At 37.2% G+C, this 26,657-nt stretch carries 19 protein-coding genes; 9 read left to right on the top strand and 10 right to left on the bottom strand.

What is annotated here, in order from left to right:
* The first annotated feature begins 1 nt into the window (after window position 1).
* The 5 genes from ABID23_RS03715 (at window position 2) to ABID23_RS03695 (ending at window position 5,928) form a co-directional block, all read left to right on the top strand.
* Window positions 2–925, top strand: coding sequence for a metal ABC transporter solute-binding protein, Zn/Mn family (locus ABID23_RS03715; RefSeq protein WP_354189460.1), 924 nt, complete (start codon window positions 2–4; stop codon window positions 923–925).
* Between the two features lie 774 nt (window positions 926–1,699).
* Entirely contained in the window at window positions 1,700–3,025 is a 1,326-nt protein-coding gene (ugpB, locus tag ABID23_RS03710) for a sn-glycerol-3-phosphate ABC transporter substrate-binding protein UgpB (protein WP_354189458.1), read from the top strand.
* A gap of 107 nt (window positions 3,026–3,132) precedes the next feature.
* Window positions 3,133–4,017: a sn-glycerol-3-phosphate ABC transporter permease UgpA gene (ugpA, locus tag ABID23_RS03705; protein ID WP_354189456.1), complete on the top strand. Its 885-nt coding sequence runs from the start codon at window positions 3,133–3,135 to the stop codon at window positions 4,015–4,017.
* Between the two features lie 10 nt (window positions 4,018–4,027).
* Window positions 4,028–4,879 (top strand): sn-glycerol-3-phosphate ABC transporter permease UgpE, encoded by an 852-nt coding sequence (gene ugpE / locus ABID23_RS03700; protein WP_354189453.1) that lies wholly within the window; start codon window positions 4,028–4,030, stop codon window positions 4,877–4,879.
* Between the two features lie 2 nt (window positions 4,880–4,881).
* A complete protein-coding gene (locus ABID23_RS03695; RefSeq protein ID WP_354189451.1) occupies window positions 4,882–5,928 on the top strand; it encodes a sn-glycerol-3-phosphate import ATP-binding protein UgpC in 1,047 nt (348 codons plus the stop codon).
* 106 nt (window positions 5,929–6,034) lie between these two features.
* On the opposite strand, the gene ABID23_RS03690 is transcribed toward ABID23_RS03695, so the two are convergent.
* Together ABID23_RS03690 and ABID23_RS03685 are read right to left on the bottom strand one after the other, a co-directional pair.
* Window positions 6,035–6,757, bottom strand: coding sequence for a glycerophosphodiester phosphodiesterase (locus tag ABID23_RS03690; RefSeq protein WP_354189449.1), 723 nt, complete (start codon window positions 6,755–6,757; stop codon window positions 6,035–6,037).
* A gap of 506 nt (window positions 6,758–7,263) precedes the next feature.
* Window positions 7,264–8,082, bottom strand: coding sequence for an abortive infection family protein (locus ABID23_RS03685; protein ID WP_354189447.1), 819 nt, complete (start codon window positions 8,080–8,082; stop codon window positions 7,264–7,266).
* A 755-nt stretch (window positions 8,083–8,837) separates the two neighbouring features.
* On the opposite strand from ABID23_RS03685, the gene ABID23_RS03680 reads away from it, so the two are divergent.
* Window positions 8,838–9,065, top strand: coding sequence for a hypothetical protein (locus ABID23_RS03680; RefSeq protein WP_354189445.1), 228 nt, complete (start codon window positions 8,838–8,840; stop codon window positions 9,063–9,065).
* 786 nt (window positions 9,066–9,851) lie between these two features.
* Here ABID23_RS03680 and guaA read toward each other — a convergent pair.
* The 5 genes from guaA to ABID23_RS03655 all read right to left on the bottom strand — a co-directional run bounded on the left by guaA (window position 9,852) and on the right by ABID23_RS03655 (window position 18,875).
* Window positions 9,852–11,408 carry a glutamine-hydrolyzing GMP synthase gene (gene guaA / locus ABID23_RS03675; RefSeq protein WP_354189443.1) on the bottom strand — a complete coding sequence of 519 codons (1,557 nt, stop codon included), beginning with the start codon at window positions 11,406–11,408 and terminating at the stop codon, window positions 9,852–9,854.
* Between the two features lie 133 nt (window positions 11,409–11,541).
* On the bottom strand, window positions 11,542–12,828 hold the full coding sequence (locus tag ABID23_RS03670; protein WP_354189441.1) for an RsmB/NOP family class I SAM-dependent RNA methyltransferase: 1,287 nt from the start codon (window positions 12,826–12,828) through the stop codon (window positions 11,542–11,544).
* Between the two features lie 1,156 nt (window positions 12,829–13,984).
* Window positions 13,985–15,484 (bottom strand): IMP dehydrogenase, encoded by a 1,500-nt coding sequence (gene guaB / locus ABID23_RS03665; protein ID WP_354189439.1) that lies wholly within the window; start codon window positions 15,482–15,484, stop codon window positions 13,985–13,987.
* Window positions 15,485–15,630: 146 nt separating this feature from the next.
* On the bottom strand, window positions 15,631–17,202 hold the full coding sequence (locus tag ABID23_RS03660) for a phospholipase D family protein (protein ID WP_354189437.1): 1,572 nt from the start codon (window positions 17,200–17,202) through the stop codon (window positions 15,631–15,633).
* A 287-nt stretch (window positions 17,203–17,489) separates the two neighbouring features.
* Window positions 17,490–18,875 (bottom strand): sigma-54-dependent transcriptional regulator, encoded by a 1,386-nt coding sequence (locus tag ABID23_RS03655; protein WP_354189435.1) that lies wholly within the window; start codon window positions 18,873–18,875, stop codon window positions 17,490–17,492.
* A 253-nt stretch (window positions 18,876–19,128) separates the two neighbouring features.
* Between ABID23_RS03655 and omp10 the strand changes: the two genes are divergently transcribed.
* The gene (gene omp10 / locus ABID23_RS03650) at window positions 19,129–19,488 is read left to right on the top strand and encodes an outer membrane lipoprotein Omp10 (RefSeq protein WP_354189433.1); all 360 of its coding nucleotides are present in this window, start codon (window positions 19,129–19,131) and stop codon (window positions 19,486–19,488) included.
* Window positions 19,489–19,721: 233 nt separating this feature from the next.
* On the opposite strand, the gene ABID23_RS03645 is transcribed toward omp10, so the two are convergent.
* Together ABID23_RS03645 and galU are read right to left on the bottom strand one after the other, a co-directional pair.
* A complete protein-coding gene (locus ABID23_RS03645) occupies window positions 19,722–20,714 on the bottom strand; it encodes a KpsF/GutQ family sugar-phosphate isomerase (RefSeq protein ID WP_354189431.1) in 993 nt (330 codons plus the stop codon).
* A 39-nt stretch (window positions 20,715–20,753) separates the two neighbouring features.
* Entirely contained in the window at window positions 20,754–21,665 is a 912-nt protein-coding gene (gene galU, locus ABID23_RS03640; protein WP_354189429.1) for a UTP--glucose-1-phosphate uridylyltransferase GalU, read from the bottom strand.
* Between the two features lie 235 nt (window positions 21,666–21,900).
* Here galU and ABID23_RS03635 point away from each other — a divergent pair, with 235 nt between their 5' ends.
* Window positions 21,901–23,157 (top strand): lytic murein transglycosylase, encoded by a 1,257-nt coding sequence (locus ABID23_RS03635; RefSeq protein WP_354189427.1) that lies wholly within the window; start codon window positions 21,901–21,903, stop codon window positions 23,155–23,157.
* A gap of 15 nt (window positions 23,158–23,172) precedes the next feature.
* On the top strand, window positions 23,173–24,288 hold the full coding sequence (locus ABID23_RS03630) for an SGNH/GDSL hydrolase family protein (RefSeq protein WP_354189425.1): 1,116 nt from the start codon (window positions 23,173–23,175) through the stop codon (window positions 24,286–24,288).
* A 122-nt stretch (window positions 24,289–24,410) separates the two neighbouring features.
* Here the strand turns inward: ABID23_RS03630 and ABID23_RS03625 are convergent, their stop codons facing one another.
* A complete protein-coding gene (locus ABID23_RS03625) occupies window positions 24,411–26,435 on the bottom strand; it encodes a M3 family metallopeptidase (RefSeq protein ID WP_354189423.1) in 2,025 nt (674 codons plus the stop codon).
* Window positions 26,436–26,657: the final 222 nt, after the last annotated feature.

Genomic DNA, 26,657 nt, shown 5'->3' with positions numbered 1-26,657 from the left:
TATGACTCAATTTTTTCAAAAATTTGTTTTTCTTGGTACTTTCTTATTGCTTTTCTTTTTTCCTTTCTCTGCTTCTGCACATAATAAAATTAAAGTTGTCGCGAGTTTTTCTATTCTTGCTGATTTTGTAAAAAATGTGGGAGGAGATCATATTTCGATGACCACTCTTGTAGGTCCTAATGCAAATACCCACACTTATGAACCCACGCCTCGTGATGCGCAAACTCTTAAAAAAGCTGAAATTATTTTCATTAATGGACTTCATTTAGAAGGTTTTATTGACCGCCTCATCACAGCGAGTGGCACAAAAGCGCTTCTCGTCAACGCAAGTGCCAATGTTTCACCCCTTGAACTTAAAAATCAAGAACACAGCACCCAGCAACATCACCATCACAGCAATATTGATCCACATGCTTGGCAAACTATCCCTAATGTTGAAATTTATATTAAGAATATCGCGGCTGCTTTCTGTAAAATTGATCAAAAATCCTGCGTAAATTATCGCAAAAACGCTGATTCCTACATTCAAAAACTTCAAAGAATGCAAAAAACACTTAAAGCAAAGCTTGCTACAATCCCAAAAGATAAACGAATTATTATTACATCTCATGATGCCTTTGACTATTTTGCCAAAGAATATGATTTTACCATACTTGCACCCCAAAGCGCTTCAACAGAATCTGAAGCGACTGCAGCCGATGTCGCCAAACTTATCAAACAAATTAAGACTTATAAAGCAGCCGCACTATTTGTCGAAAATATATTTACCCCCCGCCTTATAAAACAAATTTCAGAAGAAACAGGTTTAAAAATAGGTGGAACACTCTATTCTGATGCACTCTCAAACGAAAATGGCCCTGCTGCAACTTATCTTGATATGATAGAGCATAATATTGAGACTATTATCGATGCGATAACAAAATAAAAAAATGTCCCTATAAAATAAAAATAAAAAATCATAAGAGTTAGAACCTACAATAATATTTGATGATATTCTTATTGGGCGAAATCAGCTATGAGTAGGAGATAAAGATATAATAATTTTGAAATAGAAAACTTAAAATCTCTCAACAGACTTTTTAAATATCTTCTACATCACAGTCTGAGAGCTGTATCAAAAACGCCAAAATGAACCCTACTTTTCTTGTTCATAAAAGACACCATTAAACATTCAAAATAATCTTCGTAACCTTTAGAATCAAAATGTTAGAGTTGTTCATAAAGCACCAACCTGACGCATAACTTTGATGCGTTAACAAAAAATTTGAGAAATAAAAACGTCACAATAGATTTTTAAAATCACTATAATCGGGATAACAACAACTTCAAAACTAGGATTTCCAAATTATAAGATAAATAATACAACAGCTAAGAATCATCTCGATGATCATAAATGAATACGGTAAGAATTTTAGCCAAATGGCACTTTGTATCTATATTTTCGCTTTTTCCCCCTGTTGTTTTTCATATTTTGACTATTTCTCATTTATAGTAAGATCTTTATAAATTTATATTTCATTAAAATGTCTTCGCTCTCACAAAGGAAAACTGGAGAATCTAAACAAATTTATTTGACCTTTTAGTGGTTCCTGTTTAAATGAACTTGTTTATTTTTGAAATAAATTGTCATGGCATGTGCATGTGTAATACTGTAAACTTAGAGAGAACTTGCATTCCATCACTTAAGAAAGGGGGAAGCATGAATCGTTTTTGTTTTTCTATAGCGGCATTCACGGTTGCTGTCAGCATGACAACGGTGTCTCTTGCGCAAACAAAAATTAGTTTTTGGCATTCTATGAGTGGTGAACTGGGAAAACAAACTGAACGTCTCGTTCATGACTTTAATGCTAGTCAATCTGAGTATGAAGTCGTCCCATCGTTTCGTGGTGAATATGAAGAAGGCATGATTTCGCTCATTTCAGCATTTCGCGGAAAACAACAACCGGTTCTGGCGCAAATTTATGAAATAGGTACTGGAACTATGATGGCGGCGCAAGGTGCTGTTTACCCTATTTATCAGCTTATGGCTGATGCAAAACAAGAGTTCGATTCCGCTGATTATTTACCTGCTATTAGTGGTTATTATTCTGATATTCAGGGACGAATGCTTTCTATGCCATTTAATTCTTCAACAGCTATTCTTTATTATAATAAAGATATTTTTAAAAAAGCAGGACTTGATCCAGAACAACCACCTAAAACATGGCAAGATATAGAAAACTTCTCCCAAAAAATTCTTGAGACTAAAGCAGCAAGTTGTGGTTTCACAATGTCTTATGCTGCTCAATGGATTGGAATAGAAAATTTTTCAGCATTGCATAACATTCCTTTTGGAACGAAAGAAAATGGTTTTGGTGGTCTTGATTCACAACTTTCCTTTAATGGGCCTTTACAAGTGCGTATGTGGTCTGATCTTAAAAAATGGTCTGATCAAGGAATTTTCCGCTATGGAGGACCAGCAGGCGCATTGGATGCGACGCCCATGTTTATGACACAAAACTGTGCAATTTTTATGCAATCTTCAGGATCGCGTGCTGGAATCCTTTCCGAGGCGCAGTTTAACGTTGGGTTTGGTATGCTTCCCTATTATGATGATGTAAAAAGTGCACCACAAAACTCAATTATTGGAGGAGCTTCTATTTGGGCTTTAAGAGGGCATACTCCTGAGGAATATGCAGGTGCTGCCGCCTTCCTTAAATATATTTCGAGAGCAGATAATCAAGCTCGCTGGCACCAGATAACAGGATATCTGCCAATAACAAAAGCTGCTTACGAATTAAGTAAAAAAGAGCATTACTATAATAAAAATGTTGGAGCGGACATTGCCATTAAACAAATTAATCTCCACACACCAACTATAAATTCAAAAGGCATAAGATTTGGTAACTTACCGCAAATTCGTTCCATTCTTGATCAGGAATTAGAAGCCGTTCTTAATGGTTCAAAAACACCCCAAAAGGGATTAGACACAGCTGTTGAACGTGGTAATAAACTATTACGTGAATTTGAAAAAGTCAATCGTTAGAGTTTATTGTGATGACTAAGAGGGTTAATGGATCAACTTACAAGTTGAATGTTTTAATCCTCTCCTGTTCATCTTTCTAAGGTTTCGGTATTTAAAGAACTCTCCAAATGCAAGAAAAACATGCATATTTCAAAAATATCTTACTCTCTTACTGGCTGATTTTGCCTCAACTCATTATAACGATTTTGTTTTTCTTTTGGCCTGCAGCCCAAGCAATAAAATCATCCTTTGAGCGTGAGGATCCTTTCGGTTTTAAGACCACCTTTATTGGTTTTGACAATTATATCACCCTTTTTTCTGATCCTGCTTATCTAAAGTCACTTCTTACCACTGCAGTATTTTCCATTTCCGTCACTGTCACTTCAATGACAATATCACTTCTTTTAGCTGTCTGTGTTGATCGTGTCATCCACGCAAAAAAAGCTTACACAACGCTTTTACTCTGGCCCTATGCTGTTGCTCCAGTATTAGCTGGAATATTATGGTTGTTTATCTTTCATCCAACCATCGGGATTGCCCCAGCACTTCTCAAAAAAATAGGTGTTATATGGAATTATCGTATTAATGGTACTCAAGCAATGATTCTTATTGTGATTGCAGCCAGCTGGAAACAAATATCCTACAACTTTCTCTTTTTTCTTGCCGGCCTTCAATCTGTTCCCCGTTCTCAAATAGAAGCAGCGGCAATTGATGGTGCTCATCCTTTTAAACGATTTTGGACCATCGTTTTTCCGCAAATTTCACCAACTACTTTTTTTCTTCTTGTTGTCAATATCCAGTACGTTATGTTCGATACATTCGGTATTATCGATAACATAACCTCTGGAGGACCTGCACGTGCCACAAGCACTCTTGTCTATAAGATATATGATGATGGTTTTAAAAATCAAATCATTGGTGCCTCAGCGGCACAATCTACAATATTGATGTTGATGGTTATCGCTTTAACGTTTATTCAGTTTCGCTGGATTGAACGCCGCGTACAATATTAGGAAGCAAATTATGGTTGAAAACCGCCCTATTTTAAAAGCTCTCACCCATCTTGTTCTCATTATTGGCATTATCATTATTTGCTTTCCCGTTTATATCGCTATCATTGCATCAACCCATAGTTCAGAAGCATTCAACTCAGGCACACTTCCTCTTTTACCGGGAAGCTACACTCTGGAAAATTATAAAACAATCTTTGGCGATGGGCTTTCCCAACTTGGACTACCTAACCTTTGGCCACTTTTAATGAATTCACTTATTATGGCAATTGGTATTAGTGTTGGAAAAATTATTATTTCAATCCTTTCTGCTTATGCAATTGTCTACATGCGTTTTCCTTTTCGAAAAACTGCTTTTGCTCTCATCTTTATCACACTGATGTTGCCTGTAGAAATTCGTATTATCCCAACATATACAGTCGTTGCACAATTAGGTATGATAAACAGCTACGGTGGAATGATCATTCCACTCATTGCATCCGCAACTGCTACATTTTTATTTCGTCAATTTTTTCTAACTGTTCCTGATGAACTTTTAGAAGCAGCTCGTGTTGATGGTGCAGGTCCCTTTAAATTTTTTAAAGATATTCTTCTTCCTCTTAGCAAGAGCAATATAGCTGCCTTATTTATCATTATGTTCATCTACGGATGGGTCCAATATCTCTGGCCTCTTATCGTTACAACAGATCAAAATCATCAAACTATTCTTATTATTCTGAAGCAACTTATCGTTGAATCAATTCAACATGATCCTCAATGGAATATCCTTATGGCTGTATCGGTTGTTGCCATGGTGCCGCCTGTTCTTGTCGTCATTTGCATGCAACGGCTTTTTATCAAAGGCCTTATTGAAACGGAGAAATAACTGTGGCTATAATCCAGTTATCAAATATAAAAAAACAATATGACAACGGCATTATAGTCATTCATGATTTAAACTTAACAATTGCCGATAGAGAACTTCTTGTCCTTGTTGGTCCTTCAGGATGTGGCAAGTCAACACTGTTACGCATTATTGCAGGGCTTGAACAAGTTACCTCAGGTGAGCTCTTTATTGATAATGAGCGTATCAATGAACGCGAACCAGCTGATCGCGATGTTGCTATGGTTTTTCAAAATTACGCACTTTACCCCCATATGACAGTTCGTGGAAACTTAGAATATGGTCTTAAAAATCGTAAAACCCCTAAAGATGAGATAAAGAGACGTATCACACATGCTGCAAAACTTTTACAAATAGAGTCGTTTCTGGATCGTAAACCACGACAATTATCAGGAGGACAACGCCAACGTGTTGCCATGGGACGTGTGATTGTACGCAAACCACGCGTCTTTCTCTTTGACGAGCCTCTTTCAAACCTTGACGCGAAATTACGTGCGCAAATGTGTATCGAAATTAAAACACTCCAACGCTCCTTAGGAACAACCAGTCTCTATGTTACCCATGACCAACTAGAAGCCATGACATTAGCTGATAGAATCGTTGTTATTAACAAAGGCAATATAGAGCAAATTGGAACACCAATGGAAATTTATGATTACCCAGCAACAACATTTGTTGCCGGTTTTATTGGCTCACCTCCTATGAACTTTCTTGATCGTCAAAATCTAGAACAATATTTAGGTCACTCATTATCCTATAACAACGAAACTGATCTTTTAGCATTCAGACCAGAAATAATCTTATTAGGAGAATACCCAGATCAGGGACCTATCTTTCACACACAAATTGAACTTATCAAACCTATTGGAACAGGATGCCATATTTTAACGCGTTGGAATGACAATATTTTTACCATTGAAATAAAAGAACGCTTGACACACGACTATGGTAAAAACCTAAGTTTTACAGTCGCACATAAAAACTTTCATACTTTTAATAAAAGCACTGGAAAACGCACAACAAATAAGTAAAGATCGGATTTGGACATCATAACCAATCTTAATCAATATTGCTTACGTTTTTCTATCATTCCATTTCTTTAAGAAGCGTTGCTTTTTGTATTATAAGTGCGTGTTTTTATCTTTGTGTGCGCAACTGTAAAGCAAGATCAGGTTGATCTGTTGTGATATAATGCACAGGCATGTCAAGCCAATGCAATAACCGAGCTTTCCCGTTGATTGTCCATACTCCTACAGTAAAACCAGCATCAACCGCAGATTCAACAAAATCCCGTGGCACAATGGAGCCGTCTAAACTTAAATCCGAATATCCCTGTTGTCTCCACTCAGAAAAACGCTGGTGCATCCCCCCTTCAAAACTATCAATACACGGGCCAGATGTTATGCCTGCTTCAATAAAGGGGTGGAGACTTGCAGGATCAAAGCTGATTGCAGAAACGCGTTCTGTTAAATTTCGGCTTTTTACCAACGCCAGTGCTTTTTGAGATAAAGTCTTCTCACACTCAACTTTACCGCATGTTTTAATTTCAAGATGTAATGCAACATTGGTTGGTGCTAAAAGATCGAGCACTTCTTCTAGCAAAGGAGGAGCCTCAGCACTTCCTCTGACACGAAGTTGTTTGCGTGTTTCATTATCAATATCATGAATATATCCTGTTTTTCCAACCAATTGTTCTAGACGAAAATCGTGAAATACAACCACTTCACCGCTTTTAAGCATATGAACATCACATTCAATTTCATCAACTCCCAACGCAATTGCATGACGAAATGCCGAAAGTGTATTCTCAGGATAAAGATGAGCTCCACCACGATGTGCAACAATTTTTTTCTCAGACATATAAAATTTCACATTTCTCCGTTTTTAATGAATTAAATAACACAGGACCAGATAGTGATTTCTCAAAGTTGTGCCAAAAAAAACAATAAGTTTTTGAAAGCATTGTCTTTTCCTGATTATTTTCTCAAATATCAAACTCTCAAGGCATCTTTCTTAAGAAGTTTGTATTTTAATCTCTCACGCAATTATAAACTATAAATCATTTTAAAAAACATATTCTTATCTCATGTAACAGAAATACTACGAAAAATCTCATGCTGAGATTAAAAGGTTAGAACTTTCTTATTTCGTCAACCTTTCTACTCCTTACCAGAAACATACTGCCCGCTGGAATATCAACTTAAAATCGATTAGTCATTCTAGAATATCACGCCAACAGACTGCACAGATAATATACAGCAGCTTGAATACCTCTTCCGGACCAAGTGGCTTTGCCCCCTTCCTCAACCAAAAGAAAAGTTTATTATTAAGGGATTTATGCCGTTTTTATAGCAACTTTTTTGAAATTAAAATGGGAGACTGTCAAAATTATAGGTACTTTTCTGAGCTTGAACCATTCCAGATTGAATCTTTTCTTCTAGTGATTTGATAAACCGAATCAAAGCTGCGATATAATTGAAAATTAAAAGACTTTCTTCATAATTGAGGACTGGATTATCATGGACTAAGCTTTTATTGTTACGCACACCGTTAAAATCCTCTAACACTGAGATACTACTTTTCAGGATACGCTCAGTCATCCTTGACTCAAGATACCTCTCCTTTTTAAGCGCCTTCACATACTCACCAAAAACACTATTTAATGACTTATCACGAGTAATTTCGATATCGTACGCTTTGCATCTTGGTCGGAGGAACTTGTGGACGAAGGTATGTAGTCGATCCAAACCACCCTCAGGCTGATTCTTATCAATAGCGTCACGGATATGCTTTGCTACTAATTCAAAATCCAACTCATCAGTGGTAGCAATTAACGCATCCAGTTCGGCTACAGATTGGCAATTGAGGAGTCGCTGTGCAATTTCTTGACATTCATTAATCAGTTGTTGGTTATTTATTTTACAAAGCCACCCCTGTACAAGAGTATAGTTTATCACTCCTTCAATAACCGTACCCACAATATAGTTACCATTTCTATTCCAAAAAGCACGCATCCAGTTAGCTTTGGATGTTCCTATCACATAGTATTTTTCATCATCTATATTGATTTTATAGCTTCTAAAAAAATCGCTAAAAGTAAAGTTACTAAATTCCAACACATAACCGCTACGCATGCCAAAAAGTTGTTCTAATTTTGCACGTTCAATCATACTGAGATCAGACATTTTTCTACCTTTATTCTATAGGATACGATACAAAAATATATTTTGTTGAAGTGGACAGTAAGAGGAAGCATCACCTTGCCCGTGGCTCTGTTTTGCATGCAACCACCCCAATAATGCCCCACAATGCCTCTGTAAAAAATAGCCTCGTCACACGCCAAAACAGCCCTCCATTCACAACCATAGATTAGCAAGATCAGCATGAAACGAACCAATAACTGGTAGCCCCCTACCAAAAACAACGCATCTTTTACCATACAGCATCACATCAATATCTAAGCCTGTCAGTACGATAACATTGAGACAACCTCTTTTGCATCATACTCCCCAATGTGGGCTAGAACACTGTTCAACAAAAAACACGAAACTCAGTTCTGTATAATAATCTGGACTATCCCACTATGCCCACCAAGGCTAAAGATAATTTCTCTTCCGAGAAAAATCCAAAATAGAACACAGCTCACCCCTTAACATATCCAGAAATCAACGTCTCATACCCAACAAGATAAGTGATTAAACTTATGCGAGAACACATCGCGTTAACAACACGAATACTGATTCATAGATAACAGATCATCTCTATTGATTTACGAAAAAAACAGAAGTACTGAAAGCTCGATTATTTTAATATTTTTCAGCAAATTTTAGGACACAATAATAAAACTTTTTCACATGTTTATAAAACTATCGTTTTTGTACATCCCGCGGTATACGATAATACAGCTTAAAAATTTAAAGAAACGAATAGGAGACTCAATATGGGAAAGACATTCCAAAAAATATACCAATCTATAAATCGCCAATATCATCATCCACAAAGCATAATATTGTACATTGGCTTTTTGAAAGAATCCAAAATTATCGGTGCCATGTCCCTTGCTATTGATAAAGTACAACTGGATAAATGTTCTAACAATCGGTTTAAAATGGCTAAAAAACACATGAGTGCTCTTTCATTATCGTTCCTCATTTCAGAAAGAGCATAAGCTGCATCTTTCACGTAAAGTCCTCATAGCTTCCTGAAAATCTATCCTTTTCGTTCTTATTGTTTCATCCTAGTGAGTAAAAAAGCGTTTGCAGTAACCTCAGCCAGCAGCTTAAAATTCTGCTTACCACCTTTGTCAATACAATTCTAAAAAGACAATAGCGGTTGTCTAGTGTACGACCTTCCCTGACTTTCAAGCCTATTATGCTCTAAAAGCCCTTGTATTAAGACCATTCATAAGAAGTGTATTACTTCTTTTTTTAATATTTTGATCCACATGCTCATGGCGCTTATAATACACAAGCAAATGATTTTGATTGATGTAACATAAAACAGATTTGAAACAAGAAAATTTAGAATCTTCAGTGCTCTTATTTTACATTTAAAATGATGAATTATCATTTATAAATCAATTATGTTACTATGATACTGTATTTCCGATAAGCATTCAGTAAAAGCGCCCATACTTTTCGCCCCAATTTATTTAAAACTTAGTCATCTCAAAAATACAGATTCCTTATTACGACAAACAATACTCATTGCCGAAATTGTAGCATCCACTTCCTTCACCTTGATGAGATAGTACCACGATACAAAGCCTATCATTTCTGCTTTTATATAAACTTCTGTCGATCAATCTTGTAGCAGAAAAACAAAGGCTTAAGTCTCCTTCTTTAGCACTTTCGCCAATTGTTGCTTTATAACAAACATAAAAATAAAAAAGCCTAAAAGCCTTATTGATTGAGTGCATTTCCACACCATTAAGTGCATTCCTTAAAATGTTGGATCATTCCCACTCAATGGTCCCAGGAGGTTTTGAAGTGACATCATAAACAACACGATTAATGCCCCTGACTTCATTAATAATACGTGCTGCGGTTTTGCTTAAAAATTCCATATCATAGGGATAAAAATCAGCAGTCATTCCATCGACAGATGTTACTGCACGAAGAGCGCAAACAAATTCATAAGTGCGCCCATCACCCATCACCCCAACAGTCTGAACAGGAAGAAGAACAGCAAAAGCTTGCCAAATTTTATCATAAAGACCAGCTTTACGAATTTCATCAAGATAAATAGCATCCGCTTCACATAAAATTTCTAATTTTTCACGTGTCACTGCACCTGGGCACCGAATTGCAAGACCAGGACCGGGAAAAGGATGACGACCAATAAATTGCTCTGGTAGTCCCAACTCTCGCCCTAGCGAGCGAACCTCATCCTTAAACAACTCCCGTAATGGTTCTACAAGTTTCATATTCATCTGTTCCGGCAACCCCCCTACATTATGATGGCTTTTAATTGTTACCGATTCACCAATGGCTGAAACACTCTCAATGACGTCTGGATAAAGTGTACCCTGTGCTAAAAACTCCGCCCCTCCAATTTTCTTGGTTTCTTCTTCAAATACTTCAATAAAAAGACGACCAATTGTTTTGCGCTTTTTCTCTGGATCTGTCTCACCTTCTAGAGCAGCGAGAAACATGTGGGCAGCATTTACATGGATAAGCTCTATATTATAATGGTCACGAAAGAGTGTAAGAACCTCTTCCGCTTCATTCTTGCGCATCAATCCGTGATCTACCAAAATACATGTCAGTTGATCTCCTATCGCTTCATGGAGAAGCACAGCCACAACTGACGAATCCACACCACCTGAAAGGCCACAAATGACACGACTTTTTCCAACTTTTTGCCGTATCATAGCAATTGCTTGCTCACGGTAGGAAGCCATGGACCAATCATCTTTAAGACCAGAGATATTATGAATAAAGTTTTTCAAAAGCTTCGTACCATCTGGTGTATGCACCACTTCAGGATGAAACTGTACTGCGTAAAAGCGCCTTTTTTCATCAGCAATCGCAGCATAAGGTGCCCCTTTTGATGTTCCTATAACATGAAACCCTTCTGGTAACATTGTTACACGATCACCATGACTCATCCATACTTGATAACAAGAGCCTTTTTCCCACACTCCGTCAAAAAGTGCACTTTTCTCTTGCACTTCCAAAAGAGCGCGCCCAAATTCACGCTCATATCCAGCTTCAACTTTCCCGCCAAGTTGAACACACATCACTTGTTCGCCATAGCAAATACCAAGGACTGGAACACCAATCTCAAAGACCTCCATCGGGGCACGTGGCGAACCATCATCAATCACTGAAAAAGGGCTACCCGATAAAATAATGGCTTTAGGTTTTATTCGTTTAAGGCTTTCTAAAGCAGATTGAAAAGGAACAATTTCACAATAAACACCTATTGCCCGCACTCGCCGTGCAATAAGTTGTGTCACTTGTGAACCAAAATCAATAATAAGAAGAGTGTCTGGATGTGAGATGCTCATAGAAAACCAATCAATCAATTATAAAAGCGAACAAATAGGATTTATTATTCAATCTTTCTCTTTTCACAAGTCTGTTTGTTTGAGAAAAATGTTCTTCTCATAAAATTTACAATAAAAAATGCAAAAATATGTATCAATGATTTTTTTGCAACACAGATAAAAAGAAACCATCTGTTTTTGTTGTTGCTGGCGATAAAGTGAGTCCATAACTCGAAAAGATTGGTTGAATAGATGAAAAATGAAAATATTTTTGCCAAAGTGTACGCATATTGATTGGGTAGAAATTGGAGTGTTGTTGAAGAAAATGAAAAATTTGCTCCTCATTTTCATCGACCAAGAGAGAACATGTAATATAAACCAAACGACCATTTGGCTTAAGATAATCTATAGCCTCATTTAAAATAGCCCTCTGTTCCGTTTGTCGTTGCCTTACCTGTTCTAACGTCAAATGCCATTTTGTATCTGGACGCCGCCGCCAGGTTCCTGTTCCACTACATGGTGCATCTAACAACACGATATCCATTTGACCTACGAACGGTTTTAGTTCTGCTAAATCCTCACATGGCTGTACATTACAAACACCAGCACGTCGAAGGCGATCAAAAATAGGCGCCAAACGAACTTTATCTGAATCGTAAGCATAAATTTTCCCCTGATTCTCCATAGAAGCAGCTAAAGCTAACGTTTTTCCACCAGCTCCAGCACAATAATCCAATAGCTGCATATTCGCTTTTGCTTCGGCAAGACAAGCAACAATCTGAGATCCTAAATCCTGTATTTCAAAGTGCCCCTCCTGAAAAGCAAACTCCACCTGAAGATTGGGATGACGCTCAAATTTTTCAATCGGTGCAACTCTTAAGGCTTGTGGAAACCATGGCAGCATTTCAGCTTTGTTTTTTGCTAATTCTTTAAGAACTTTTTCTGGTGTAGTCTTCAAACTATTCACACGCAAATCTAAAGGAGGACGTGTTGCTAATGCCGCAGCTTCAATAATAAAATTATCAGAATGTAAAGGGAGAAAATGTCCTTGACACCATTGAGGAATATCACCACGAATGTAATCTGGTGCATCAACTAATTGTTGTTTTTTCCATGATTGACGTTGTCTCGTTCCTAATCGCTGTGGCGAAAATCGATCTTCTTCTAATTCATCATCAATTTGTTCAATTGTCATTTGTCCAACATCTAATAAGGCACCAAAAGCGATATCCCTCATATCATCGCTTTCCATACGCCATTGTAAAGAATAACGCCGTCTTAAAACATCATAAACGATTGTAGCAATTGCTGCACGGTCGCTTGCCCCTGCAAAACGGTGAGAAATTCCCCAAGTTTTTAAAACTTCACTTGCAGGATAGTGCCGAGTTTCTATCTCTTGCAAAACATCTATCGCCGCACGCAAACGCCCACCTAAGCGCATTCACCTCTCCTATATAAGTTTTTATAAAACTCTCAACAATTTGAGAAAAAAATATTTTTCCTCATACCAATGAAATTTTGCTAACATTATAAAAATTTACATTGGAAGCTGAATAATTCTGATCACGCTTTTTATCGCATTGCAAACTTTTTGTCTCATATGCTCTCTGTTTTCCTATATCATTTCAAAGTCGATATATCACTCCTTGACATTACAAAACGAGCTATATCCTTGAAATCTCTCTCCAGATACATGCGGGTAAAAATCATCAAACTCTTCATTTTTTCATAAATTAAGTTTTTATAACTCTCTATAAAAGTGATAAACTTGCTTTTTATCTATATAGCTTACTGATTGTATATATGTTGTTTTAAGGTGAGGGATGCGTAAATTAAGTGAAGAAATAAAACTTTTTAACACTCCTCACAACCCATTCTTTGCAAAATGCTTCTAGTAATACTTTGAAGCCTTCTAAGTTTGTCGTGACACGCTATTTAAGATCTCATAAATTTGCTAATGATTTCATGTTGTAAGGAGCCAAAAGGCTTTATAGTGGAATTCTTGCGGCAATCATGAGTTTCTCTTCTTAAATTAGCTGCTATCTTTTGATCTAATTTATAGAGTCTATCATCTTTTCTTCCATTCCTACCGGAATAGACTTTTTTCCAATCTCTATAAACAGTATGAGATACTCAATATTGATATTTTTGAAAAAACTAGCTTTCTAAAAATGATAAAAATACTCTTATTTTATTGCTGATAGAATATTAACTTTTTGGAAAATGCTTGGAACCACTCTCTGACATAACCGTTTTTGCCACACTGGCTTTAAGTCAGATAATTTAAAAGGAGAAAATAATGAACACTTATAACAATGGGAAAATGGCTTCATCTAAAGGCCGTCACAACACAACTCCCTCAAACAATGGAAAGAAATCCATCCAAAGCGATCAGGCTAACACTCGCCAACGCTCGTCAAAATCAGATCGGAAGACGACAAAAAGCTAATTTCACATAACCTATGGAAAGAATTGGAATACTCGCTTTCAGTTCTTTCCCTTTTTAAACTATTACATCACAAAACAACGAAAAAAGACAATCCTTCTGCATTTTCTCAAAAGATCCTTTTACCATTGAACGTTGTTCTTATTATACATCAAACAGGTCCGCGATAATTTGGGCTCTCCCTTGTGATAGAAACGTCATGTGTATGACTTTCGTGAAGCCCTGCATTGGTGATACGAACAAATGTTGCTTTTTCACGAAATTCCGCTAAATCCTTCGCACCAACATAACCCATAGAAGCACGCAAACCACCAGCAAGCTGATGGAGGACTGAGGCTATAGGTCCCTTATAGGCTACTTGTCCCTCTACACCTTCAGGAACCAATTTAAGCTCATCACGCACTTCATCTTGAAAATAGCGATCTGCCGATCCCCTCGCCATAGCACCAACTGATCCCATACCACGATATGCTTTAAAAGACCGACCTTGATAAAGATAAACTTCACCAGGGCTTTCATCTGTACCTGCTAAAAGAGAACCGATCATAGCAGCACAAGCCCCACCAGCCAAAGCTTTAGCAAAATCACCAGAGGATTTAATCCCACCATCAGCAATAACGGGAATACCAGCTTTCTCAGCAACTTCTGCAGCACTCATAATAGCTGCCAGTTGAGGAACACCAACACCTGCCACAATTCGAGTTGTACAAATAGAACCAGGTCCAATACCAACCTTTATGGCATCTGCACCACTATCAATTAACGCTTGCGTTGCTTGAGAAGTCGCTACATTACCAGCAATAACAGCTGTAGAAGCTGCTATTTTTTTTATTCGTTCAACAGTTTCTAACACACGTTGAGAATGCCCATGAGCTGTATCAATGACAAGCACATCAACACCCGCATCAATAAGTCGCTCAGCCCGCTCAATCCCATCATTTCCTACACTACTCGCAGCTGCAACACGCAAACGACCTTGGGAATCCTTAGCAGCATTCGGATTTAATTGTGCTTTTTCAATATCCTTAACTGTTATCAAGCCAACGCAGCGATTTTGTTCATCTACAACCAATAATTTTTCAATACGGTGATGATGTAAAAGATACTTAGCTTCATTAAGTTGAACATTTTCACGCACTGTGATCAAATTTTCATGTGTCATTAATTCATGAATTTTCTGTTTTGGATCCGATGCAAAACGCACATCCCTATTTGTCAAAATGCCCACAAGTCGCCCAGCCGTCTCACCTTTAGCGCCATTTGCAACAACTGGAATGCCTGAAATACCATGTGAAAGCATCAAATTTTTTGCTTCTTCAAGTGTTGCATCTGGTCCAATTGTCACTGGATTAATCACCATACCAGATTCAAACTTCTTTACTTGGCGAACTTCTTCAGCCTGCTCTATAGAAGACATATTACGGTGGATAACACCAAGACCACCCGCTTGAGCCATAGCAATAGCCAAACGTGATTCTGTTACAGTATCCATTGCCGCAGAAAGCAACGGCAAGTTTAGTGTAATATCAGCTGCAATACGTGTTCTAAGATCTACTTGACTAGGCATAACACGAGAATGACCGGGCTGTAATAGCACATCATCAAAAGTCAGTGCCAATTCACCTGTCCCTGTTTCAACAATCTTTGCCATAGCCAAATTCCTTTAAATAAAAAAACACTGCACAGTGCTCTAAAATATAACTGCGGTTTCTTATACGTTGCGGATTGAAATGGAATTATGCCATGCCATAAAAAAAATAAAAAGAAAAATAATTTTTTAATTATAGTTTATAAAATTTATAGTTGCGACTCAATGGGTAACCAACTTACCATTTTAGCAAATGCGCGGCGCCAAAAATTGCTTTCTGGTTCATAGTCAATGCTATGCTGTTTTTCATTTTCAATAAAATCCCAATAAATGCGGTTATTATCACCAAGACGGAGACTATAACTCATTTCACCCGTCGTTTCTTCAGAAAAAAGTAAATTTAATCTTTCTGTAATGGGGGCACATTCAAAAAGAATACCCATTTCTGTATTCAGTGCAGCTGATCTTGGATCAAAATTTAAAGATCCAATAAAAGCCGTTTTTCGATCCACCAAAAAAGCTTTAGCATGTAAGCTCGCCTTACTTGATCGAAATAATCGCAACCCATGAATATTCCCATCTGGTTTCAACTCATAAAGCTTAACACCACTTTTCAATAATGCTTTACGATATGGTAAATAACCACCATGTACCAGCGCCACATCGGTAGCTGCTAAAGAGTTCGTAAGAATTTTAACATCAACACCCTTAGAAACCAAATTGCTAAAATTCTGCGTGCCCACTTTACCAGGAACAAAATAAGGTGATGTAATTTGAACTGTTTTTTGAGCATCCCCAATGACCTGTGAGAGTGCTTTCATAAGCCAGTTTCCAGCTTTTTTACGCAATGCTTTTTCTGGAGGATCAGAAAGCACCACAACGTTATCCGCTAAAAATAATCGCTTCCCTGCTTGAATAAAATATTCAAAATTAATGTGTTTTTTAACATAATCTAGATAAACTTTTGCAACCTTGGAATCGCGGAATTTGCGTAATTTATCTTTCCAAGAGCTAAGATCGCTTGCACTTTTAGGAACAACCAAAGTATGAATTGGTAAAACGACAGCACTATTCCAAAAGTCATCAAAAATACTTTCCACTTTTTTGACAGAAGGCCCTATTAACATCAGGTCTAAATCTCGAAAGTGTGATTCTTTACCAGCATCAAAATAAGAATCTGCAAGATTGCGTCCTCCCACAAACGCAACACGACCATCCACAATAAAAGCTTTATTATGCATTCTGCGTGTTACAGTAATTGCCCGCAATATAATCTCTAAACCACGACGTAAACCACCTTTACGAGAGCGCCCTGGATTAAACATTCTTACCTCAATATAAGGATGCTTATCCAAAGCAATATAAGCTGGATCACGCGCTTGAGCATTAATATCATCTAAAAGAAGACGTACTCGAACACCACGATCGGCAGCCTCCACGATTTCACTTAATAATAAACGCCCTGTTAAATCATCATCCCAAATATAATACATAAGATCAAGGCTACGTCCAGCCTGTGCTGCTCCTATCGCACGAACACAAAACGCATCCAAATTGTTAACAATGAGTGAAAGCGCATCTTTTTCAACTCCTAATCCATTCGTTTCTTCTGCTAACTGACTTATTATACGATCAAACTTGGTTTCATCTTCTTTAACAGTCAACGCATAAGAACATTCTCCTCTCGCACTTTTAATAAAACGTCCATATGTGTAAATCGCTAACATAGACGCAACCAAAAAAAATACGATAAAACCGATAACAATCTGTAACACAGTCAAAGAGGAACAACTTTCTATTTTTAAATCATCACATCATCATCAATATAAACCACAAGACTCAAGTTAATAACCTCATATTAACCATGCAATAGGTGGAATACTACTTTTTGCTTAAGAGAATATAAATCCAAGCTTATGATATTTACAAATATCATGCTCTATGCTTGGGGCCTACAGTAAACAATGTGCATCTTTTAACAGATAGAATGCTCTTACCGCTTATTAGAAATAAGCGAAGCAGTTTTTTCTGATCATGTTTTTTATAAATCCGAATTGGTTCGTAGAATTTACTTTTGTTCTTGATTTCTCTTTACTTTTAATTCCTCTACTTTTCTATAAAGCGTAGAGCGGCCTATATGCAAACGACGAGCAATCTCACTCATATGCCCCTTATAATGTTTAACCGCTTTCTCAATAATATCATGCTCCATCTCTATAAAAGTGCGAATATGCCCGTCAATATTTAAAAATTGTATCGATTCTTGTTCATGATTTTCTTGAACATCATTCTCAATAAAGTTTGGAACAGTTATTGGTGCATCTCCCATTAATTGAGGAAAATCCCGAACAGTCAATAATGGCCCCTTACTGAGTAAAACTGCGCGAAATAAAAGATTCTCAAGCTCAACCCGATTACCCGGCCAGTCATATTGCATGAGCAATGAAAGAGCTGAACCTGTCAATCCGTGCACGTGTGACCGCCCCGTTTCCGTAATAATGCGGTTAATCAAACATTGCGTAAGCTCTGGAAAATCATCTCTCAACTCCCGCAAAGCGGGAACACTAATCGATAATTGGGAAAGCTGTTCAAACAAACTGTGCGAAAAAAAATCTCCTTTGACAAGATCTGAAAGCCGCGATGATGAAATTGCCATAATACGAAAAGAAGGAGGTTTGTTTTTTATTGCTTTTGCCCTCTCTTGAAAGTAACTCGCGAAGCGTTTTTGCTGTATAGGCTCAAGCCGATCAACATCACAAAGGCAAAGTGTTCCCTTTTCAAGAGAAGAGGCTAAAGGTACAAACTCCTCAAACCATTGACGTTCTTCTTCCTCTGGATCGACAATAGCTGAACACTGAAAACGTATAAATCCCCCCTCTGATAATAAACCTTCATCATGAATAATACGGGCCAACGTTTCCCGACCAGTTCCAACTTCACCTTCTATGAGAAGATTCTGTAAAGAGGCCGCTGCATTCCTCGATTGTTCTAAAACTATCTGCATTGCCCTGCTTTTTATGCAAAGGTCAGAAAAGCGCAAGCAATTCTCATTTTTTCGCCGAAAAAAGCGAACTTCACGCTCCAATGCGGAAATAAGAGCAAGCGTATCCAAAGTAACTCTCAACCGCAGTGGTGTCACTGGATAAATCCAATAATCAATAGCTCCTGCCGTTAAAGCTTTTTGGAGGAGTTCTTGATTTTCTTGTTGCGCTATCACAACAATAGGAACGGAAACACCAGCTACTCTGATCATTTTAATTAAGTCACCTACACTCAAATCGCTCATAGCAACATCAAGGAGTGCAAGCACTATATTTTTACGTCTGTGTAAAAGATCAATCGCACGCAGACCATTTTCTGCTTCAATGACACGGTGACCAAAACCTCGAAGCATAGCAGAAAACTCTAAACGCCTTCCATAATCTTCACTCGCAACAAGAATGGGACCAACCATAATTTTAACAATCTCCTTTGAGACCATTAAGTCGCTTAATGTAAAAACTGTTATACATCATAAGAAATATTTTGCCTCTTACTTTTCACCTCTGCATTTCATTAAGCTGTTAATTAAATACAACATTAAGGCATTTTTTTCTATTTTTTTGCTTTTTCATTGATTTTCATAAAATTTTTCATATTGACACACGGGGAAATTTAACAATGTTATAGACGCTAGAGAGCAAAATAATATAAACAGAGTAAAATAAATGAAACATACCTACCGTATTTTATGTCTTACAATCGTTGCTTTGATAGTAAATGCCTGTGGCTTTGCGCACTATGGTGGACAAAATGTATCAACTAGAATTGATGGAAAGTGGGTTGATGAAAATGGTATTATTTCTTCTTTCCACGAGGGCATTTTTGAAACACGTGCAGCCGATACAAATGAAAAACTATCAGAGGGTACATATAGTTATGTTAATACCCAATATATAGAAATTGAAATACGCTCTATTCTTCGTGGAACAATATCTAAAGTTAGTTGTATGATATCAAATAATGCAACACATCTTCTCTGCACATCACATACAGGATCACAATTTTTTCTTAAGAGAAAGTCTTAATAAAGTAAAAGCTGTAGTTTGATAAAATATCATAAGAACACCTATATCAGGAGGTGCCAATTTTCCTCCTGATGAAAAGGTTTCATCTAAAATGGTGTAAAAATAGAGATATACTCTTCTATCAATAGTCAAATTTGCAAGCGCTGTGGAATACGGAAACAATCATCTTTCCTCAAAAACATTAATAAATAAACCCGCTGCATAAAAACTTTACATTATGTGAATACTTTAACTCACGCAGCACCAATGCGTAAAAGATCATGAAAGTGCACTATTCCCACTGGCTTTTTATTTTCAACCACAAAAAAAGCTCCAATATGGTGATCATTAATAAATGCCGTTGCTGCACCAACCAATGTATTTGGCTCTACCACTTTAGGATTTTTTGTCATCAAGTCATCAACTTTGAATTTTGATAAATTAAAGTGCATGTTGCGTGCAAGATCACCATCTGTCACAATCCCAATGAGTTCACCTTCATGATTCACAACACCAACACAACCAAAATGTTTTTCAACCAAAACATTCATCGCTTCAGTCATAGTTGCTCCCTGCACAACTAAGGGAACATGATCATCCCCATGCATAATATCACGCACATATTTCAGACTTGCTCCAAGTGAGCCACCAGGATGATAAATTTTAAAATCCGTTGCAGTAAACCCACGCATTTCTAAAAGAGCAACAGCTAAGGCATCTCCCATCGCTAACTGCATAATTGTTGAAGTTGTAGGCGCAAGCCCATGAGGACACGCCTCTTCTATCTTTGGCAATAAAAGTACGATATCAGCTTGCCTCCCTAATACAGAGTTTTCACCTGACGTCATAGCAATAAGCGGTATACGAAAACGTGCAGCATGATTGATAATGCCACTTAACTCCAAAGTCTCACCTGACCATGATAAGGCAAGAATAACATCATCAGATCCAATCATACCAAGATCACCGTGATTGGCTTCTGCCGCGTGAACAAAAAAAGCAGGTGTCCCTGTAGAAGCTAAAGTTGCAGCAATTTTTGTCCCTATATGACCACTCTTGCCAAGACCGGTAATCACCACATGACCATGAGCATTTTTTATGGTTTGAACCGCCATTTTAAAAGAGGACGAAAGATCTCCAAGAAGAGCTTTTTCTAGAGACTCAAGCCCTTGCTTTTCACTTGCAAGCGTTTTTTGCGCCGATGTGACAGCGCCCTGTAAAACTATATGAGGAATCTGTATTGTCATAATAAAGTGTGATAAATAAAATTAAACGAGAGCTCTATATCATATTTCAATTTTTATGGTTTCTAGTAAATTTTTTAATGAAGCAGAAACTTGGCTACATATATCAGAACGCGCTAAAGAAAATGCGACATTTGCTTCAATAAAACCAGATTTAGAACCACAGTCAAAGGTATGCCCTTCTAACTGAAAGCCAAAAAAATCCTGTTCATTTGAAAGCCGTACCATCGCATCTGTTAATTGAATCTCATTTCCTGCTCCTCTTTTTTGATCGGAGAGGATATTAAAAATTTCTGGTTGTAAAATGTAACGCCCATTGATGTATAGATTAGATGGAGCCGTCCCTTTTGCTGGTTTTTCTACCATTTTTGTAATTTTAAAACCGTTTGCAATCTGCTCCCCTTTTCCAACAATACCATATTTATGTGTTTCTTTAGGATCACATTCTTGAACCGCAATAACATTTCCTCCACCAATTTCATCATAAAGAGTCATCATCTCAGAAAGGCACCCTTTTTTAGCTTGTATCAGCATATCTGGTAACAATAAAGCAAAAGGCTCAGCCCCAACCAATTCACGCGCACACCAAAGAGCATGCCCTAATCCTAAAGGCTGTTGTTGCCTCGTAAAAGAAGTTGTGCCCGGTGAAGGCTGTAAATCATAGAGATGCTCTAACTCTTCTTTTTTTCCTCGTTCAAAAAGAGTTGTATATAACTCAACTTGCGTATCAAAATAATCTTCAATAACCGCTTTATTGCGTCCAGTAACAAAAATAAAATGTTCTATACCTGCTTCACGTGCCTCATCTACAACATATTGAATAACCGGCTTATCAACAACTGTCAGCATTTCTTTAGGAATTGTTTTTGTTGCAGGCAGAAAACGCGTTCCAAGACCCGCTACAGGAAATACAGCTTTCCGGATTTTACGTACTCTCACTTTCCTTCTCCCCATCTACTGTTTAATTTTCTCATTTCATTTAATGTATGTCTTAACTAAATAATAAAAAATATATCTTATTGTTTTAAAAGGAATACAAAAATATGATCGTTTATGGAGGATATTTTTCCAAAATAAATAATCTGTTTCAATAGTTCTTTATTTTCTTGATAACATCATCAATAACGCCAAATATATAAGCAAAATTCTTGGACATCAAAACATTTGGATATTGAGGGGGAATTTTAAAATGCCAAAAACACAATATAAAACATTCTCTTCTTTAAAGGAAGCAATCAATTGGAAAAAGCTTATCATAGGTTTAGCTGGTTTTCTTTCTGCTTTTGTAATGTTTTGTACATCATCTTTACATGCTGATAGCGGTTTTACACACTGGATTAAGGAATTTAAAAAAACAGCTCTCGCCAACAATATTTCACCCTCTACATTTGATATGGCTTTTAAAACCATTACAACAATGGATCCAGAAGTTTTAAAAAGAGCTGCATACCAACCAGAATTTGTTGCTCCTTCATGGAACTATTTCGATAATCGTGTTCACGATATTGCAATTTTGGAAGGGCATCGCCAAGCCCAAAAGTGGCACACATGGCTTCCTAAAATCGAAAAACGTTTTGGTGTTGACCGTAATATTCTACTCGCTATTTGGTCGATGGAAAGCAATTATGGAAAGATTTTAGCAAATAACAGCGTGATGCGCGATACCATTCGTTCGCTTGCAACCCTAGCTTATGCTGATAAAAAACGTGCAAAATATGCACAAGTACAATTAATTTCTGCCATGAAGATTCTTCAAAGCGGTGAAATTACGCGTACACAACTGACTGGATCTTGGGCCGGAGCAATGGGGCATACGCAATTTATTCCAAGCAGTTACCTCTCTTATGCCATTGATATGGATGGAGATGGACGACGTGATATCTGGAATTCTGTTCCAGATGCCCTTGCGACTGCCGCTAATCTTCTTCACATGAATGGTTGGCAACCTAATCTGCCTTGGGGTATAGAAGTTAAATTACCACAAGGGAAAAAACTCTCCAATGATTGGCATTCATTTGCACACTGGGCAAAACTAGGGATAAAAAACGCCAATGGGCACCCTCTTCCCAGATCATTTGAAAAAGCAATATTGAAATATCCAGATGGACCAAAAGGACCAATCTTCTTAGTCACAAAAAACTTCTTTGTCCTTAAACGCTATAATAATGCAGATCGATACGCTCTCGCTGTTGCCCTTCTCGCTAACCGTATTGCCGGGCATCCTGGCTTAGTTCAAGATTGGCAGCGTCCATTTAAACCTCTTACTTTCCATGAGTGCAAAGAACTACAATCTCGTTTAACCGCACTTGGCTATTATAAAGGAGAAGTCGATGGTAAAATTGGGACAGCTTCTCGGAAAGCACTTAAAGCTTTTCAACGTCACCATGGTTTAAAGGTCAATGGATATCCTACCCATGAAGTCCTTTCTCTTCTTAGAAAACAATAATTGGGAGTAAAATGTTTGTTCTGTTTTCGCCAGACATATCTTATTTTCTTGTTTTTTTCTATCTTCGCTCTAAGCGTCATACAACCATCTTCTAGTAAAGCAACAAACTTCTTTAAATGGTTATTACAACATAACAAACAAGAACAGCCACAGCCACAGCCACAGCCACAGCCACAGCCACAGCCACAGCCACAGCCACAGCCACAGCCACGAGTTATAAAACAAAAAATATACAAGCCACAAGAAAAAACGGCACCCCAGAAGCCTACACAAAAATTAAAAGAAAAAAATGCAAAACACATTCTTATTCTAGGGGACTTTGTTGCTTCTGCTGTTTCTGATGCTCTCAAAAAGGTTTTTATCGATCATAATGATATTATTATCATTGATAGTACAGTACCAAACTCTGGCTTAGCCAGAATTGACTATTACTCTTGGGGAAATCATATTTTTGAACTCATCGATAAAAATAAACCCGATGTGATTATTATGGTGATAGGTGCTAATGATAATCAACCAATCAAAACACCCCATGGTATATTCAATGCAATTGAACCAGAATGGGTGAATATCTATAAACAAAGAATTACCGAAATTACTGAAAACCTGCATGCTTCAGGAAAACCATGGATATGGATGGGGCAACCTGCTTTTGGAGATGATAATTTAACACAAAAAGTGAAAATTTTTAACAAGCTTTATAAAGAAATAACAGAAGTAGAAGGAGGATACTTTATCGATATTTGGGATGGCTTCATTGACAAACAAGGGCAATTTTCTTTTGCAGGCTATGATATAAATGGAAAAATGATTCAATTACGCACGCATAATGGCATCAACTTTACTTCTGAAGGAAAAAGAAAACTTGCCTCTTATTTAGAAAAACCATTGAAAGATATTTTAAGTTTTTACATATCCCCTCATGAAAACCCACTTTTGACCCATGTTAAGACTCTACAGTTTAACCAAAAAACACAAAAGATCGAACGCCAACTTCCCATGAACCTTGATTATATAGCACAACAAAATACAAGCTTACTCAAAAAGGTAGAAAAAGGCTTCATAAAAAAGTCGTGGCTTCCGCTCAATGGTCATCAAAAAGACCGCGCTGATAATTTTTCTCTCCCCTAATTTCTTTTAAAATACAGAGACTTCATTCTCTTTGTTCATATGAGCATAGAAAAATGGAATTTTACATAAGTCTTCACTGAAAAAAGAATATAATGGTATGGTATGAACCATACCATTATATTTTACAGTCCACGCTTTTTGATCATCGCCTCTGGTGAAGGTAATCGCCCTCGAAATGCTTTATAGAGCTCCTCTGGATCACGGCTTCCCCCAGCAGAATAGATAAAACGCTTTAAGCGATCAGCAAGTTCTGAATTAAAAACATCACCTGTTTCTTCAAAAGCTTGAAAAGCGTCTGCATCAAGAACTTCCGACCACATATAAGAATAATAACCAGCAGCATAGCCATCTCCTGAAAATATATGCGTAAAATGCGGAGGACGATGACGCATAACAATTGTACTAGGCATGTGTAACTTTTCCAATTCCTGATGTTCAAATATTGTTGGATCAGTGACTGCCTTTCCCTGATGAAAAACTATATCCACGAGAGCCGATGAGATAAATTCAACCGCAGAAAAACCAGCATTAAAAGTCTGCGCTGATAAAACTTTGTCCATTAACTCCTGCGGCATTGAACATCCTGTTTTTGTATGTGTAGCATAAGATTTTAAAACTTCTGGTACGGTTAACCAATGTTCATAAAGCTGGGATGGAAGTTCAACAAAATCACGCGAAACAGATGTTCCTGCTACCGATGGCCATGTAACATCAGAAAGTAAACCATGCAAAGCATGACCAAATTCATGAAAAAGAGTACGTGCATCATCAAGTGATAAAAGTGCAACCTCCCCTTTTAGCGGCTTAGCAAAATTACAAATATTATAGATAATAGGCTTTTGTCCGCTACCCAATTTGTGTTGTGATTGCAATCTGCTCATCCATGCCCCAGACCTTTTTGAAGAGCGCGCAAAATAATCACCAATAAAATGCCCTAAAAAACTTCCATCAGGTTTTCTTACTTCCCACAAACGAGCATCAGGATGCCAAAGTGGAACAGCATTTTTTTCTTCAAATGTAATTCCAAAAAGTTTTTTTGCGACTCCAAAAGCCGCTTTAATCATATGATCAAGCTGAAAATAATGTTTAATTTCAGATTCATCAAAAGAAAATTCCTCAGCACGGAGCTTTTCAGCGTAATAACGCCAATCCCACGCTTTTAACGTTTCATTTCTTCCTTGATCATTTGCAAAGTTTTGCAATTTAATCTGTTCACTAGAAGCTTTAGCTCTTGCTCGCTCCCATACAGGTGTGAGCAAATCCATAACGGCATTAATACTTTTTGCCATAGTATTATCAAGTTTTAAATCTGCGAAGGATTTGTACCCTAGTAATTTAGCTTGTTCATCACGAAGTGCTATAATCTCTACAATAATCGCTCGGTTATCATTCTCGTTATTATTTTCACCACGCTTTGTCCAAGCTTGGAAAGCAACTTCACGTAAATCACGACGATGTGAAAATTTCAAAAATGGTTCAACAATTGAGCGTGCCAATGTTAGTGCATAAGCTTCTTCACGACCCTTTTCAAACGCAATTTCCTTCATTGAAGCAATAAGATCATCAGGTAAACCAGATAAATCTGTTTTTTCTAAAAATAAAACCCATTCAGCTTCATCTTTTAAAACATGCTGACCAAAAGTAGCCCCTAAAAAAGCAAGTTTTTCATTAATTTTTACAAGCCGATTTTTACCTTCTTCATCAAGTTTTGCGCCATGACAAATAAATTTCTTCCACCATAATTCAAGCACACGTGTTGTTTCGCGATCATACACGCCCTGCTGCGACTGTTTATAGAGTGCATCCATTTTTGCAAATATCCGCGTATCCATCATAACTTTTGAAGAGTAATGGGAAAGTTTAACAACAAACTCTTGTTCTAACTGTTGAATCAATGCATTACTATGCGCACCTGAACGCAAGAAAAATATTGAACATATACGATCAAGCGCTTTGCCACAAAGTTCAAAAGGCTGCAAAAAATTCTCGAGCGTTGGTGGTTCTTGTACTCTTGCAATTGTCTCTAATTCTTCTTCTGCTTCTTGAAGAGCCTGCTCAAAGGCAGGTTTAAAATCTTCATCACTAATGGAAGCAAAATTAGGAATCCCTGAAACTTCCCCCCAATCCAACAGTGCTGTTTTTGTCATAATACTCTCTACCTCCTATATAAACTTAAGCTGTAACAATTATATTTATGATACAAGCTGATAATAGACCAAAATCATTTAATATGCCTTCAAAACTTCTTTCATACTTCTTGTTTAAGAGCAAAAATAAAAACTTTAATCACAATACAATAAATAGAAACTAAGAATCTTTACGTATCTCACGCAATAAGTTGTGAACAATCTACAGTTTATCCTTGACTT

It is taken from the genome of Bartonella silvatica, assembly GCF_040545155.1.
GTDB classification, from domain to species: Bacteria; Pseudomonadota; Alphaproteobacteria; order Rhizobiales; family Rhizobiaceae; genus Bartonella; species Bartonella silvatica.
The sequence above is the reverse complement of the archived record's forward strand: the minus strand, read 5'-3'. Positions and strand labels throughout refer to the sequence as shown.